The 14,909-nt window shown below is 70.9% G+C and carries 11 protein-coding genes; all 11 read right to left on the reverse strand.

What is annotated here, in order from left to right; translation table 11 throughout:
* Positions 1-13: 13 nt before the first annotated feature.
* The 11 genes from IQ210_RS02010 to IQ210_RS02060 all read right to left on the reverse strand — a co-directional run bounded on the left by IQ210_RS02010 (position 14) and on the right by IQ210_RS02060 (position 14,871).
* Entirely contained in the window at positions 14-1,306 is a 1,293-nt protein-coding gene (locus IQ210_RS02010) for a PP2C family serine/threonine-protein phosphatase (RefSeq protein WP_194076196.1), read from the reverse strand.
* Entirely contained in the window at positions 1,307-3,853 is a 2,547-nt protein-coding gene (locus IQ210_RS02015) for a serine/threonine-protein kinase (protein ID WP_194076198.1), read from the reverse strand. It abuts the gene before it with no gap.
* A complete protein-coding gene (locus tag IQ210_RS02020; RefSeq protein ID WP_194076200.1) occupies positions 3,850-5,184 on the reverse strand; it encodes a hypothetical protein in 1,335 nt (444 codons plus the stop codon). Before IQ210_RS02020 ends, IQ210_RS02015 begins: the two co-directional genes overlap by 4 nt.
* A gap of 92 nt (positions 5,185-5,276) precedes the next feature.
* Positions 5,277-6,344, reverse strand: a complete 1,068-nt coding sequence (locus IQ210_RS02025; RefSeq protein ID WP_194076202.1) for a glutamate ABC transporter substrate-binding protein — start codon at positions 6,342-6,344, stop codon at positions 5,277-5,279.
* Positions 6,345-6,358: 14 nt separating this feature from the next.
* The gene (locus IQ210_RS02030) at positions 6,359-7,786 is read right to left on the reverse strand and encodes a hypothetical protein (protein ID WP_194077043.1); all 1,428 of its coding nucleotides are present in this window, start codon (positions 7,784-7,786) and stop codon (positions 6,359-6,361) included.
* 446 nt (positions 7,787-8,232) lie between these two features.
* A complete protein-coding gene (locus IQ210_RS02035; RefSeq protein ID WP_194076204.1) occupies positions 8,233-9,204 on the reverse strand; it encodes an N-acetylglucosamine kinase in 972 nt (323 codons plus the stop codon).
* Positions 9,195-10,460, reverse strand: a complete 1,266-nt coding sequence (locus IQ210_RS02040) for a 6-phospho-beta-glucosidase (RefSeq protein WP_194076206.1) — start codon at positions 10,458-10,460, stop codon at positions 9,195-9,197. Before IQ210_RS02040 ends, IQ210_RS02035 begins: the two co-directional genes overlap by 10 nt.
* Positions 10,461-10,462: 2 nt before the next feature.
* The gene (locus IQ210_RS02045; RefSeq protein ID WP_194076208.1) at positions 10,463-11,356 is read right to left on the reverse strand and encodes a carbohydrate ABC transporter permease; all 894 of its coding nucleotides are present in this window, start codon (positions 11,354-11,356) and stop codon (positions 10,463-10,465) included.
* 3 nt (positions 11,357-11,359) lie between these two features.
* Complete coding sequence (locus IQ210_RS02050; protein WP_194076218.1) at positions 11,360-12,301, reverse strand: carbohydrate ABC transporter permease; 942 nt, start codon at positions 12,299-12,301, stop codon at positions 11,360-11,362.
* Between the two features lie 2 nt (positions 12,302-12,303).
* Positions 12,304-13,635, reverse strand: a complete 1,332-nt coding sequence (locus IQ210_RS02055; protein WP_194076220.1) for an ABC transporter substrate-binding protein — start codon at positions 13,633-13,635, stop codon at positions 12,304-12,306.
* Positions 13,636-13,677: 42 nt separating this feature from the next.
* Complete coding sequence (locus IQ210_RS02060) at positions 13,678-14,871, reverse strand: ROK family transcriptional regulator (protein ID WP_194076222.1); 1,194 nt, start codon at positions 14,869-14,871, stop codon at positions 13,678-13,680.
* Between the last annotated feature and the right edge of the window lie 38 nt (positions 14,872-14,909).

Genomic DNA, 14,909 nt, shown 5'->3' on the forward strand with positions numbered 1-14,909 from the left:
GTACGAATCGGCCTCAGGCCGATCCTGCCCCCTGAGGCGGGGCGGGGAACGGCACGAGGGCCACTGTTACGTTGTCGTGGCCGCCGCCGTCCAGGGCGTGACCGACCAGGACCTGGGCGCCGTGCAGGGGGCGTACGGCGGCATCGAGCGGTACGGCCTCGGCCATCTCCTGGGCGGCCTCCGCGTAGTTCCACAGTCCGTCGGTGCACACCACCACTACACCCGGCCGGTCCGGCTTGAAGGAAGCGGTGTGCGGCTCCAGTTCGTAGGCGTCCGCGCCGAGCCAGCCGGTGATCGCGTGGGCGCGCTCGTCGGCGTACGCCTCCGCCTCGTTCATCAGGCCCGCGGCGACCATCTGCGCGGCCCACGAGTCGTCCTCGGTGAGGCGGGCCGGCAGCGAGCTGCGGTCGACGGGCACCCAGTAGGCGCGGCTGTCGCCGACCCAGCCGACGATCAGCAGGCCGGACGTCACCACGGCGCCGACGATGGTGCAGGCCGGGGCGTTCTGGTGCGGGGCGTGCTCGCGGGCCGTCTGCGGCTCGGCGGCCAGGGCGTTGACCGCGCGGGAGGCGGCGACGATCGCGTCGTGCATCGCCTGCTGCGGGTGGGTGCCGCGTGGCAGGGCGGCGAGCAGCGACTCGCTCGCCGCCCGGGACGCGGCGAGGGAGGCGTCGTCGGGGCGGGTCGCCGAGGAGACGCCGTCGCAGACGATCGCCACGGACGCGGGGGAGCCGTCGGGCAGGGTGGCCGTGCCGATGCCGAACGCGTCCTCGTTGCGGTGGTGGCGCAGGCCGCGGTCGCTGACGGCCGCCATCGGGCCGCACTCCTGCTCCATGTGGTCGCGCTCGCGGGGCTGGGCGTGCCCGCAGTTCTCGCAGTAGCCGTCGTGGTCGACGCGGCCCGCGCGGCAGGCCACGCACACCTTGACGCCCTCCGGCGGGGTCGGCGTCTCGGCGGTCACCCGCGGGTCCGGAGCCTGGAGCGGGTACTCGTCGGGCTCCGGCGGCCGGTCGAAGCGCACTCCGGAGGCCGGGGAGACGGGGGAGCCGCTCGGGGGCGGGACCGGTTCATGGTCGCCGGGTGCGGCGGCCACGGGTTCGTGGGCGACCGGCCAGGGTTCGCCGGCGGCGGGCGGCGACACCGGCGCCGAGCCGTTCACGGCGAGCGTCGGGTGGTCGTCTGGAGGTGCCGGTACGGCGGACAGGTCGTATCCGCACGCACCGCAGAAACGGTCACCCGACTCGAGCGGCTCCTCGCAGCTCGGGCAGTTCGTCAGGGCGGCCTGCTGGGGCATCTGCGACATCAACTACACCCACGTCCGGGGGCGGTAACGGTTGGCACGTTCCACCAGGTCGATCCTCTCCTCGCCGCCCCGCGCGAGCCGGGCCAGCGTGCGGTACGAACGCTCCAGTCCGAAGCGGAGTCCCCGCTCGTCCAGCTCGCTGCCGAGCAGCACCCGGCGGGCGGCCGGGTCGGCGCCCTGGCCACCGGAGAGTACCCAGTCCAGCGCGCAGCCGAGGACTTCGGCGGACAACTGCTCGCGGCGCGCCGGATCCAGTCCGTACGCGTCCAGCGCCTCGACCTGCCCGGCGGCGGCGGTCAGGTCGTCAAGGAACGGTACGTCACCGGCGGCGGCCGTGCGTTGACGCAGCCGCGCCCGCACGGCGGCCACGCGGGCGGCGGTGTAGTGGATGGACGACTCCGGAACCGACTCCAGGGTCCGTACGGCACTACGGCGGTCCCCCGCCGCGAGCTGGACCCGCGCGAGCCCGAAGGCGGCGCTCACATAGCTGGGGTCGGTCGCCCAGACCAGGCGGTAGTACTCGGCGGCATTGTCGAGCTGGCCGAGCACCTCCGCGCACAGCCCGAGCGCCAGCTTCGGCGCGGGCTCGCCGGGGAAGGCGTCGTAGATCGCGTCGAAGGCGAGCGCGGCGGCCTCGTGGTCGCCGGTGACGAGGGCGGCGACCCCGCGGTACCAGACCACCCGCCAGTCGTCGGGCCGCTCGTCCTCGACCCGCGTCAGCGCCTCCAGCGCGGTGTGCGCGTCGCCGTTCTCCAGCCACGCCCGGATCTGCCGCAACCGCGTCTCGATCGACGGCGCCGGCGCGGCGGCGAGCGCCCCCAGCAGCTCCGCGGCGGCGGTCGCCATGAGCCCGGCGAGGAAGCCGGCGTTGGGATCGGAGGGGTCGACCCGCGGAACGGGCAGCGCCAGAGCCGCGGCGGGCGTCGCCACGGACTTCACCAACGCCGCAGCACCCCCGAGCGCCGGGACGGCTCCGCCGCCGGGATGCTGGGCACCTCCGGTGCCCACAGAAACAACAGGGGAATTACGCGCAGGACGCACCACCCGCGCCCCCAACCGCGACACCTCCCCGTCCAGCTTCGGGAACAACTCCGTGTCCGTCACCCGCAGTTCAGGACCGAACAGGGTCGACAGCGCCGGCCGTGCCCGCCCGGTCTGGAGCGACACGACCTCGCGCAGTACGCCCGTCAGCTGCTCCGCCATCTCCTGGGCGGAGGCGAAGCGGCGGGCCGGGTCGGGGTCGGTGGCGCGGACCAGGAGGCGGTAGAAGGACTCGTACTGGCGGAAGACCTCGATGTTGTCGGGGTCGGGCAGGGAGTCCACGAAGACGTTCGTGTAGCCCTGGAAGTCGAAGGTGAGGACGGCGAGGGTGCGGGCGACCGTGTAGAGGTCGGACGCCACCGACGGGCCGACCTCGGCGACCTCCGGCGCCTGGTAGCCGACCGTGCCGTAGATGGCCGACTCGTCGTCGTCCATCCTGCGGACCGCGCCCATGTCGATGAGCTTGAGCTGGTCCTCGGTCTGGATGGCGTTGTCGACCTTGAAGTCGCAGTAGAGCAGGTTGCGGCTGTGGAGGTGGCCGAGCGCCTCCAGGGCCTCGATGCCGTATGCGCAGGCCTGTTCCACCGGGAGCGGGTCGCGCTTGCCGTCCGGGGTGCGGCGGCCGTTGGCGATCTCCTTGAGGGACTTGCCGCCGACGTACTCCATGACGATGTAGCCGTCGAGCGAACCCGTGCGCTGGTCGAGGTGCTCGACGAAGTTGTAGATCCGCACGATGTTGGCGTGCTCGATCTCCGCGAGGAAGCGCCGCTCGGAGATCGCCGCCGCCATCGCGTCCTGGTCGCCGGTGTCGAGGAGGCCCTTGAGGACCACCCAGCGGTCGGAGACCGCGCGGTCGACGGCCAGGTACACCCAGCCGAGCCCGCCGTGCGCCAGGCAGCCCACGACCTCGTACTGGCCGTGCACGATGTCGCCGGCCGTCAGCTTCGGGACGAACGAGTACGGGTTGCCGCACTTGGTGCAGAAGCCCTCCGTGCGCCCCGGGCGGTCGCCGCGGGCCCGGCCCACCGGCGCCCCGCAGTCCGAGCGGGAGCAGAACCGCTTGCGCTCGGGGACCTCGGGGTTCTCCAGCACCATCGCGCGCGGGTCGGGACGCGGCACGTCCGGCACCTGCACCAGCCCGGCGCCCAGCCGGCCGCGGGCGCTCGACCCGGTGCTGGAACCCGAACTGCGCACCGACACCGAGCGGCCCGTCGTACGGCCCGACAGCGAGCGCGAGAGGCGGCCCGACACCGAGCGGCGGGACTTCGACGACTGCGAGGTGCTGCGTGACGTGCTGCGGCTGCTGCCGGAGCGCGAACTGCCGCTGCCGGAACCGCGCGAGCCCTTGCCGCCGCCGGTGATCCCGGTCGGCGGGGACCCCACCATGCCGCTCGCCGACACCACGGGCGCGAGTCCGCAGGTGTCGCAGTACAGCTCACCGCCGCCGACATCCTCGTACGACCCGCCGCAGCCTGGCCGCTGACAGGTCTGCTGTGCTGCCTGAGTCATGACCGGTCCTCCCCCCTACGGTCCTCTGGCCCGCTCTGCTCCGGCACCCGCGGGGCGCGGAGCAGCTCGGCGGCCGCGTGCTGGTAGCGCAGCACGGCCTGTTCGGCGACGCGCAGATCGCAGGGCGCGCTCCACAGCATGCGGCGCGCCGCGTCGTACCGCTCGATCAGGAACGGGTCCTCGGCGAGGCCGTGCCGGGCGACCTTCGCCTTGTACGCGTCGAGGCGGCCGCGCAGCTCCGCGCGGACCGCCAGTGGCTGGGTGACCGCGGTCAACGACTCGCGGGCGCGCAGCAGTTCGTCCTCCGCCTTCTGCTCCAGGGACTCCAGGAGCGGGGACAGGCGGTGCCACTGGGCCTGTCTGCGGTACTCGGCGGCCGTCGCCAGCTGCTCCTGGAGCACGGTCGGCGGACCGCTGACGACCGGCACCTCCGTGGCCGCGATCTTCGCCAGCACCTCGCCGCGCGCGGTACGGGCCTCGGCGAGCGTGCGGTCCGCACGGGAGAGCACGTCACGGAGCCTGACCAGCCGCTGCTCCGCGTCCTGCCGGACCGTCAACACCGCGTCGATCTCCCGGCGTACGTCCTCCAGGGCACGCGCCTCACGGTCGTACACCGTGGTGTCGGGACGGCCGCCGCCCGGGGCCGAGCTGCCCGGTGTGGGGTTCCAGTAGGCGAGCGGGTCGGAGACCACCTGCTCGCGCAGGTGCGTCAGCGTGCGCGTGATGCGCTCCAGGTCGTCGCCCGCCGGGTGCTCGCCCGGGCGGACGCCCACCGAGTGCGCGAGCTTGCGGGTGCGCTGGAGTTCGGCGGCCAGTAAATCTATCCGCGCGGGCAGCGCCGACCAGACCGCGTCGGCGGCGACGACCATGTCGAGCGAGGTCGCGTACAGCTCGTTCATCCGGTCGACGAGCGTGGCCAGGCTGAACTGCTCGCTGAGCTTGCCCGAACCGCCGTGCAGCGTCGGGGCGTTGGCCGTTGCCGTGGCGCTGCCCGCTACCGTCACCGACTCGCCGCGCAGCAGCTCCGTCAGCTCCACCAGGTCCTCACGGCTGGACCAGCGGCGCCGCGACCTGATCTCCCGGGCGCTGCGCAACGCGTCCGTGTACGCGTCGAAGTACGCCCACAGCAGCGTGATCGACGCCTCCGCGGCCGTCCAGCGCTCCCGGGTCACACCCGTGAGCGCGGCGCCCTCCAGGAGCCTGCGGCCGGAGTGGTCCTGCAGGGCGAGGAGCGAGGTCTCGATCGCCTCGTACTCCGCGCCGAGCCGCGCCAGCGCACGGTCCACCTCGTCCCGGTCCATCACCGGCCCGGGGGGTCCCGTGACGCCCATCGATCACCTCTCGCTGCTGGTCTCGTTGTCGGGGGTGGTTGCTCGCCGTTCAGGTGCCTGTCGGTGCCTGTCTGTGCCTGTCTGTGTCTGCCTCAGCTCGTGCGGAGGTACTCCGCCGGGGTCGGCGGCTTCGACTTCGCGGAGTCCTTGTCCAGTGTCGCCGACAGCCACTTGTCGTACGACGCCTGCCAGCCGTTCGCGGTGTCCTTGCGGTAGTCCGCCAGGATCTGGTTGACCCGGCGTACCAGATCGTCGGCCTTCAGGTTCATCGCCACGCCGTAGTACTCGGTCGTGAACGGGTCGCCCTTCAACTGCACCGTCGGGTCCTGGGCCGCCTGGCTTGCGGCGAGGGCGCCGTCCGTCACCACCGCGTCCACCTCGCCCAGTTGGAGCCGCACCAGGCAGTCCAGCTGGTTCGGCACCGGGTCGACGATCTTGGCCGTCGCGGGGAGCTTGCCCGCCTTCTGGTCCTCCGTCAGCGTGGTGTTCGCCGTCGAACCCTCCGCCGTGCAGATCCTCTTGCCGGCGAGCGTGTCGTCGTACCCCTTGATCGTCGAGGACTTGGGGGCGAGGACCTGCTGGCCGGTCTTGAAGTACGGGGCGGAGAACGCGACCTGGCCCAGCCGCGTGCAGTTGATGGTCATCGTGCGCACCACCATGTCGACCCGGCCCTCCTGGAGCGCCGGGATGCGCTGGTTGGTGGGGATCGCCTTGAACAGCACCGCGTTCGGGTCGCCGAGGATCTCCGCGGCGATCCGGTGCACCAGGTCGATGTCGAAGCCCTCCAGCTCGCCGCTGGTGCCGGCGTTGGGGTTGCGGTAGCCCCAGCGGTAGCTGTTCTGGTCCACGCCGACGATCAGCTTGCGCTTGTCGCCCTCGCGGGCCTTGATCTTCTTGATGGTGTCGCCGTCCGCACCCGACGGCGACAGCGTCTGCTTCTCCGGGGCCTTCTTGATCTGCGGGTCCTGGCAGGGGTCGTCCTCGGCCCGCGCCTGGCTGCCGTGGGCCACGCCCTGGCCGCCGGTGCCGGTGCCGTCGGCGCCCTTCGACTGCGTCAGCGGCAGGAGCAGCACGAACGCGAGCGCGAGGGCGCAGACCACCGCCATCGCGGCCACACCGCCCCAGCCCTTCAGACCGGCCCGTACACGTCGTATGTTCATCGTCACGCCCCCTTTCACCGGTACTCCGACAGCCTGCGGCCGATGCCGAGGACCGCGCCCGCCGCGCCCAGGACGGCGAGGACGGCCGCGCCCACCGGCAGGCCCGTCATCGCGTCCAGGCCGCCGCCGGCCGCCTGCTCGAACTCGGCCTCCTCGTGCCCGATCGCCGTGGCGAGGTTGTCGTCGACGCTGTCGAAGCACTCGCCCGTCGCGTTCTCGGGGCCGATGACCCGGTTCAGGGCCGCCTCGTAGTTGCCGTTGTCGTCCTCGTCGCGGGCCGCGCCGTGGCGCTTCTGCCACTCCGTCATGTTGCCCTGGGCCGCGGTGACCGGCTTCTCGCCATCGCTGTCGTCGGCGAGCTTCGCCGCTTCGGCCAGGCCCGCGCCGAGGGTCTTCATGTCCTTCTGGAAGTCGTAGTCGTAGGCGTCGCGTGTCTGTTCCACGCCGTCGGCGTCCTTCACCGTCACCGTCTCGGCGCCGCGGGCGACCAGGGTGAGGTTCTCGTTGCCGCGCGCCTTCAAGGAGGCGATGCGGGCGTCGTGCAGGACGTTGAGGGAGCGGACGCCGTGGTCGTAGGAGTCGTTCAGGCCCGCGCGCGCGACGGTGTGACCGACGACGAGCCACAGCAGCACGACCGTCGCGGTGGCCGTCGCCGCGACCAGGCCGTGGTTCATGACCCGGTTGGTGCGCCGGTAGTTGCGGTGCTGGGCCCAGGCGAGCGCGGCGAGGACCACGACGCCGAGGGCTATCGCCGCCCACGGGTACGGCGTCGCGTCGTCGTAGTCGGAACGGAGGCGTTCGTTCTCGCTCGTGTACAGGTCCTCCGCCGCCGGGAGCATCTCGTTCTGCATCTTCTCGTTGGCGTAGCGCAGATACGCGCCGCCGACCGGGAAGCCCTGGCGGTTGTAGGTGCGGGCACGCTCCACCAGGCCCTTGTACTCCGGCAGCAGACGGTTGAGCTTCGTGACCGTCGCCGCGGCCGGGGAGTCGGGGTCCGAGTTCGCTGCGGCCTTGACGAGGCCCGCGGCCGCCTTGTCGATGTCCTTCTCGTACCGGTCGCGGGACGTCGCCGTCTCCTGGCCGCCGGCAAGGAAGCCGCTGGAGGCGGCGGTGTTGGCGTCGGCGAGGCTGCGGTAGATGTCGGCGGCGGCGCTGCTGAGCGGCTGGCTCTTGTTGAGGACGTCGTCGGCGGCGGCCGCGCGGTCGGTCGTCTGCCAGGCCGTGACGGCGCCGAACGCGATGACCAGGGCGGCGAGGAAGGCGCCGATGATGCGGAGCCGGCCGGGTTCGGTGGTGGCCGCGTGGCGCAGGCGGTCGACGCCCTCGGCGAACGCGGTACGGCGGGGTTCGCTGGGCGCGGGCGCGGGCGCGTTGGTGGAGGCGGTGGCCGGGGTGGGGGTGCCGTTCGCCTGGAGGCCCGGTTGGGGTGGTACGGCCGGCATCGTGGGCATGCCGACGTCCGGTGGTGGTGCCGCGCTGCTTTTCGGCGGGTGTGTCACTGTTGACCTCCCCCATGGTCATCTGTCGCCGCAAGTATCGCTGCCGGGACCGACAATGCGCACCGGCCTTCACTGGATCTTGATCGGATCGCAGCGTGTATGCCGGTTTCCCGGCGCAACACAACGCCCCGCACCACCCCCTGCCCAATCACACGCGGGGGGAATCTGTTCGGTTCCCGGTTCGGGCGTTCGGTGGGGGTTCGCGTCTTGCGTGGTGTGGTGCGTTGGGGGTCGGGGCCGCGCCGGGGGGTGTCCGTCCTCGGAACGGCGCGGAATCGGGCGTTCAGATAAGGCGCCCGTGTTGACGCGCCAACCGCTGCGGGCGGACACCCCCCGACACGTCCCCTTCCCGCCGTCGCGCGCTGCGGGGCCGTGGGGGTGCGCCCCCGTCAGCGCTCGTAGTGGGCTCGTGTGCGTGCCTGGGCCGTGGGGGGTGCCTCTACGTCGTCCAAGCCCAGGAGTGCCGCTCCCAGTACCGGGCTTGCCGTGACCACTTGGGGTACGGCCTTGGGTGCGTGGGTGGCTAGCAAGTCCCTTATGCCGTGATCCAGTTGGGGGTGGCGTGCTGCCAGTACGCTGCCGCCCAGGAGTACCGGGGTCTCCTCCTCCAGGAGGTCCAGGCGGGTCAGGGCCACCGTGGCCATCGCCACCACCTCTTCGGCCAGGCGGTCGATCAGGGCGCGGGCTGTGGGGTCGCCGTCGGCTGCCGTGGTGAAGAGGACCGGGGTGAGTTCGTGGCGGCGGGCGGGGGCTATGCGTTCCAGGTGCAGGGCCTCTATCAGGGCGTACATGGAGGGCAGGTCGAAGTGGGCGGGCAGTGTGCTGGACAGGGCTGTGGGGTCGCCTCGGCCGTCCTCTGCCCTTGCGGCGTGCCACAGGGCCTCCTCTGCGAGGCCCCAACCGCCGCCCCAGTCGCCTGAGATGCGGCCCAGTGCCGGAAAGCGGGCGGTGCGGCCGTCGGGGCGCATGCCTACGCAGTTGATGCCGGCGCCGCAGACCACGGCCACGCCGCGGGGTTCGGCGGCGCCGGCGCGGAGGATGGCGAAGGTGTCGTTGCGGACCGTGACGGTGGTGCCCCAGGTGCGGGCTTGGAGGGCCTCGGCCAGCTGGTCCTCCTCGAAAGGGAAGTCCGCGTTCGCCAGGCACGCTGAGATGTGGTCCGTGGTGGTTGCTCCGGCCCTGGTGAAGGCCTCCGTTACTGGCTTGGCCACTGTGTCCAGTGCTGCTTCGACGCCCGTCGTGTGGGGGCGGAAGCCGTCTCCTCTCGCCGTGGCCAGGACCGTTCCGTCGGGGGCCAGGACGGCTACGTCCGTCTTGCTGTTGCCCGCGTCTATGGCGAGGACACGTGCGGTCATGCCCACGCGAGATGCTCCCGGTTGTGTGCGATCAGTCGGTCGGTGAGGGCGTCGGCGTACTCGTACTGGGCGATCAGGGGGTGGGAGAGCAGGGCCTTGAAGACGCGGTTCCGGCCGCCGTGGAGGGCTGCTTCCAGGGCTAGGTGTTCGTAGGCCGTCACGTTGGAGATCAGGCCCGCGTAGAGGGGGTCCAAGGGGGCGACGGGGAGGGGGGTGGCGCCCTTCTGGCCCACCGCCGCCTGTACCTCGATCACCGCGTCGTCGGGGAGGAAGGGGAGCGTGCCGTTGTTGCGGGTGTTCACCACCTGGTACGGGTTTCCCGCGCCGGTGAGCAGGGCCGCGGCCAGGTCCACCGCCGCCTCCGAGTAGTACGCGCCGCCGCGCTTGGAGAGGAGCTCCGGCTTCTCGTCCAGGGTCGGGTCGGCGTAGAGCGACAGCAACTCGCGTTCCATTGCCGCTACTTCGGCCGCTCGGGAGGGCTTGGTGCGTAGTTCTCGTACGACCTCGTCATGGGCGTAGAAGTAGCGGAGGTAGTAGGAGGGGATCGCGTTGAGGTGGGTGAGGAGGGGGTGGGGGAGGTGGAGGTCCGCCGCTATCCCCTCGCCGTGGTGGGTCAGGAGGTCGGGGAGGACGTCTCTGCCTTCGGGGCCGCCGAGGCGTACCGCCGTTTCCCAGGTGAGGTGGTTGAGGCCCACGTGGTCCAGGTGGACCTCGGAGGGGGTGACGTCCAGCAGGGCCGCGAACTTGCGCTGGAAGCCGATCGCCACGTTGCACAGGCCCACCGCCTTGTGGCCCGCCTGGAGGAGGGCCCTCGTGACGATGCCCACCGGGTTGGTGAAGTCGATCAGCCAGGCTTCGGGGTTGGTGCGGCGGACCCGTTCCGCTATGTCCAGGACCACGGGGACCGTTCGGAGGGCCTTGGCCAGGCCGCCGGCGCCGGTCGTTTCCTGGCCTACGCAGCCGCATTCCAGGGGCCAGGTCTCGTCCTGTTCGCGGGCCGCCTGGCCGCCCACGCGGAGCTGGAGGAGCACTGCGTCTGCGCCGTCCACGGCCGCGTCCAGGTCGGAGGTGGTGGTGATACGGCCTTCGTGGTGCTGTCGGGTGAAGATGCGGCGGGCCAAGCCGCCTACAAGGTTCAGGCGTTCGGTCGACGGGTCGGTGAGGACGAGGTCGTCGATGGGGAGCGTGTCCCGCAAGCGGGCGAAGCCGTCGATGAGTTCGGGGGTGTAGGTCGAACCGCCGCCTACCACGGTGAGTTTCATGGTCAGCCCTTCACTCCGGTGAGTGTCACGCCTTCGACGAACGCCTTCTGCGCGAAGAAGAACACGAGGATCACGGGGGCCATGACCAGCACGGTCGCGGCCATGGTCAGGTTCCAGTCGGTGTGGTGCATGCCCTTGAAGGACTCCAGGCCGTAGCTGAGGGTCCAGGCGTTCTGGTTCTCCGAGGCGTAGATCTGGGGGCCGAAGTAGTCGTTCCAGGCGTAGAAGAACTGGAAGAGGGCCACTGCGGCGATGCCCGGCTTCGCCATGGGGATGACGACTCGGAGGAGGGTGCGGAGGTCCCCGCAGCCGTCGACCTTCGCCGCGTCCACGTACTCGTTCGGGATCGTCATCAGGAACTGGCGCAGCAGGAAGATCGAGAACGCGTCGCCGAACGCCATCGGGATGATCAGCGGCCACAGCGTGCCGGAGAGGTCCAGCTGCTTCGCCCAGAACAGGTACATCGGGATGATGACCACCTGCGGCGGCAGCATCATCATCGAGATCACCAGCATCAGGGAGAGGTTGCGGCCCCGGAAGCGGAACTTGGCGAGCGCGTACGCCACGGGGAGGGACGAGATGACCGTGAGCGCTGTGCCGGCGCCCGCGTAGAGCAGCGTGTTGCGCCACCAGGTGAGGAAGCCCGGGGTGTCGAAGACCCTTCGGTAGTTGCCCCATTCCCAGGTGTGCGGGATCAGGTCCCGGCTGAGGGCCTGGGTGTCGCTCATGAGGGAGGTCAGGAACACGAAGACGAAGGGGAGGGTGAAGAAGAGGGCGGCGGCGAGGCCGAGGGAGTGGACGGCGATCCATTCGAGGAGTGCTTTGCGGCGGGCCGTGCGTTCGGCGGGGGAGGCCGGTGCCTTCAACGGCGCGGGCCTGTCCAGTACTTGGGTCATCGGTCAGTCACCTGCCTGGATCAGGCCGCCCCGGCGCCGCATCAGAAACGCGGTGAAGGCCATCGAGAGGGCGAACAGCACCAGGGCCACCACGCAGGCGGAGCCGTAGTCGAAGCGCTGGAAGCCGAGGTTGTAGACGAGTTGGGGGAGGGTGAGCGTGGACTTGTCCGGGTAGCCGGGCTCGAACTGGGTGCCGGCGCCCTGGATCACGCCCGAGGCGACCTTCCCGGCGATCAGGGGCTGGGTGTAGTACTGCATCGTCTGGATCACGCCCGTGACGACCGCGAACATCACGATCGGGGAGATGTTGGGGAGCGTCACGTAGCGGAAGCGTTGCCAGGCCGACGCCCCGTCCAACTCCGCTGCCTCGTACTGCTCTTGGGGTACGTCGAGCAGCGCGGCCATGAAGATGACCATCAGGTCGCCGATCCCCCACAGGGCGAGCAGGGTGAGGGCCGGCTTGGACCAGGTGGGGTCGTTGAACCAGCCCGGCGCCGGGATGCCGACCTTCTCCAGGATCGAGTTGACCGGACCCGTACCGGGGTTGAGGAGGAACGCGAAGGCCATCGTCGCCGCCACCGGCGGGGCCAAGTAGGGCAGGTAGAAGAGGGTGCGGAAGACACCCGTCCCCGTCTTGATCTTCGTGATCAGCAGGCCGATCCCGAGGCCGAACACGACCCGGAGACTGACCATCACCACGACCAGCCACAGGGTGTTGCGCAGGGCCGGCCAGAAGAAGGGGTAGTGCTCGAAGACGTAGGTCCAGTTCTGCGTGCCGCTCCACGTCGGCGGCCGGAAGCCGTCGTAGTGCATGAACGAGAAGTAGACCGTCGAGATCAGCGGGTACGCGAAGAAGACCGCGAAGCCGATCAGCCAGGGGGACATGAAGGCGAGGGTGCGCAGCGCCGACCTGCGGCGCTTCGACGCCAACGTAAGGGTGCTCATCGCTACTTCGCCTGCGCGATGTCCGTGTCGATCTGCCGGGCCGCGTCCGCGAGGCCCTTGTCGAGGTCGGTGACCTTGCCGCTCTCGTAGGCGTAGCCGAGCTCCTGGATCGTGGTGAGGTACACGCCGCCGTTGACCGAGGACGGGGCGGTCGTCGAGTCCGGGTTCGCCGCGATGTCCAGGAAGGTCTTGAAGCGCGGGTCGTACTCGAGCTTCGGGGACTTCAGGGCGGCCAGCGTGGAGGGCACGTTGTGGATGGCGTTGGAGAAGCCCACCACCGCGTCCGTGTCCGTGGTGATGTACTTGACCAGCTCCCAGGCCGCGTTCTGCTTCTTGCTGGTGGCGGCGATGCCGGCGATCGTGCCGGTGATGTAGCCCTTGCCGTACTGGTCGGCCTGGTCGTCGGGGACGGGCAGCGGGGCGACGCCGATCTCGAAGCCGGGCTTGGCCTCCAGCGCCATGCCCAGACGCCATTCGCCGTCGAGCTGCATGGCGACCTGACCGGTGTGGAAGGGGTGCTTGGGACCCCACTCGTCGCCGAGCTTGGAACGGTACGTCTCCAGCTTGCGGTAGCCGCCGAGGGCGTCGACCAGCTTCTTCTGCACGGTGAAGGCGTCCGCGACGGCCGGGTCCGTCGCGATCGTCGACTTGCCGCTCTTGTCGAAGTACGTGGGCGAGAACTGGCCCAGGTAGTGCTCGGTCGTGGTCTCCCAGCCGTGGTAGTTCGGCATGAAGCCGAGCTGCTTGAAGCCGTCGCCCTGAGGGATCGTCAACTTCTTTGCGTCGGACTCGAATTCGGACCAGGTCTTCGGCGGGGCGCTGATGCCCGCCTTCTCGAAGGCCGTCTTGTTGTAGTAGAGGCCGTAGGCGTCGCCGAGGAGCGGGACCGAACAGCGGTCGCCGTCGAACTGGGTGTACTCGTTCATCGCCGCCGGGAAGGTCTTGTCCGGGTCGATGCCCGCCTTCTCGAAGAAGGGGTTGAGGTCGACCAGGGCACCGGAGGAACAGAACTTGCCGACGGCGTTGGTGGTGAACGACGAGATCACGTCGGGCGCCTTGGAACCGCCCGCCCGCAGCGCCTGGTTGATCTTGTCGTCGGTCATGTTGCCGACGACGTTGACGTGGATGTTGGGGTGCGCCTTCTCGAAACCGGCGACCAGCGTCTTCACGGCCTTCACCTCGGAGTCCGCGCTCCAGGCGTGCCAGAAGTTGATGGTCGTCTCCTTGGAGGCGTCGTCGTCGGCGCCGGAGCTCGACTGGCCGGTACAGGCCGAGGTCAGGAGAGCGACGGAGGACAGCAGGGCAAAAGCCGTTATTCGGGCGCGCTTGGGCATGGTGAGGTCTCCCTGGGGCGGGCAAGTGGGTGAGCGGAGGGGTCAGCGCGAGGTGTCGAAGACCTCGTCACGGGTGGCGGCGAGCGCGCTCTCCAACGCGCCGCGCAGCACGGGCTGTTCGGGTACGGCGCCGACGACGAGGTGGGGGCGGGCCGCGGCCAGCTCCTCCAGTTCGGACTGGACGAGCGCGCGCAGGGGCTCGCCGCCGGCGGTGAGGGAAGCGCCGCTCAGGACGACGAGTTCCGGGTCGAGGACGGAGACGAGCGAGGCCAGACCGGTGGCGAGGCGGGTCGCGTACGTCTCCAACAGCTGCTGGTGGGTGGGGTCTTCGGAGTGGGCGGCGCGGGCGACGAGGGCGGCGGCGACCTCGGCGTACGGGCCGCTCGGGATGTCGTCGATGCCGAGTTCGCGGGCGAGCCGGGGGACGGCCTGCGAGCCGGCCAGCTCCTGGTAGCCGCCGCTGTTGGCCTTGGTGACCTGCCGCACCAGCGGGGTGCCCGGCACCGGCAGGAAGCCGACCTCGCCCGCGCCGCCGGTCCAGCCGCGGTGCAGCCGGCCGCCGAGGACGAGGGCCGCGCCGAGGCCGCCCTCGTTCCACAGCAGGACGAAGTCGTCGTGGCCGCGGGCCGCGCCGAGCCGCTGTTCGGCGACGGCGACGAGGTTGACGTCGTTCTCGTACTCCACCGGCATCGGCAGCGCGGCGGCGAGTTCGTCGAGGAGGGCCGGGGTGTGCCAGCCCGGGAGGTGGGAGGCGTAGCGCAGTCGGCCGGTGTTGGGGTCGAAGGCGCCGGGGGTGCCGATGACGAGGCGGTGGACGTCGGCGCGGGCCAGCCCGGCCGCCTTCACGGCCCCGTCGAGAGCGTCGGTGACCTGCTGGACGACCGGTGTGCCGGTCCTTCTGCCCGGGGTGGGCAGTTCGTACGAGCCGATCGTGCGGCCGGTGATGTCGGCGACGGCGGCGAGGATGCGTTCGGGGGTGACGTCGAGGCCGGCGGCGTACCCGGCGGCCGGATTCACCTCGTACAACTGGGCGTTGGGGCCGGGGCGGCCCTCGGTGGTGCCGCCGGCGAGGACCAGGCCCGCCGCTTCGAGGCGGGCCAGGAGCTGGGAGGCGGTCGGCTTGGACAGGCCGGTGAGCTTGCCGATCCGGGTGCGGGACAGCTGCCCGTGCTCCAGGAGGAGGTCGAGGGCGGCACGGTCGTTCATGGCGCGGAGTGTGCGCGGGGTGCCGGCCATGTGTGCCCCTCTCCCGGGATCGGTCCGCAGCAGACTCT

The sequence above is a fragment of the Streptomyces justiciae genome, assembly GCF_015163075.1.
Classification (GTDB): Bacteria; Actinomycetota; Actinomycetes; order Streptomycetales; family Streptomycetaceae; genus Streptomyces; species Streptomyces justiciae.

What these genes read in the sequence shown, in the direction of transcription:
- IQ210_RS02015 (WP_194076198.1), bottom strand. Translation starts at nt 3,853, where the DNA reads ATGACTCAGGCAGCACAGCAGACCTGTCAGCGGCCAGGCTGCGGCGGG.
- IQ210_RS02020 (WP_194076200.1), bottom strand. Translation starts at nt 5,184, where the DNA reads ATGGGCGTCACGGGACCCCCCGGGCCGGTGATGGACCGGGACGAGGTG.
- IQ210_RS02025 (WP_194076202.1), bottom strand. Translation starts at nt 6,344, where the DNA reads ATGAACATACGACGTGTACGGGCCGGTCTGAAGGGCTGGGGCGGTGTG.
- IQ210_RS02030 (WP_194077043.1), bottom strand. Translation starts at nt 7,786, where the DNA reads ATGCCGGCCGTACCACCCCAACCGGGCCTCCAGGCGAACGGCACCCCC.
- IQ210_RS02040 (WP_194076206.1), bottom strand. Translation starts at nt 10,460, where the DNA reads ATGAAACTCACCGTGGTAGGCGGCGGTTCGACCTACACCCCCGAACTC.
- IQ210_RS02045 (WP_194076208.1), bottom strand. Translation starts at nt 11,356, where the DNA reads ATGACCCAAGTACTGGACAGGCCCGCGCCGTTGAAGGCACCGGCCTCC.
- IQ210_RS02050 (WP_194076218.1), bottom strand. Translation starts at nt 12,301, where the DNA reads ATGAGCACCCTTACGTTGGCGTCGAAGCGCCGCAGGTCGGCGCTGCGC.
- IQ210_RS02055 (WP_194076220.1), bottom strand. Translation starts at nt 13,635, where the DNA reads ATGCCCAAGCGCGCCCGAATAACGGCTTTTGCCCTGCTGTCCTCCGTC.
- IQ210_RS02060 (WP_194076222.1), bottom strand. Translation starts at nt 14,871, where the DNA reads ATGGCCGGCACCCCGCGCACACTCCGCGCCATGAACGACCGTGCCGCC.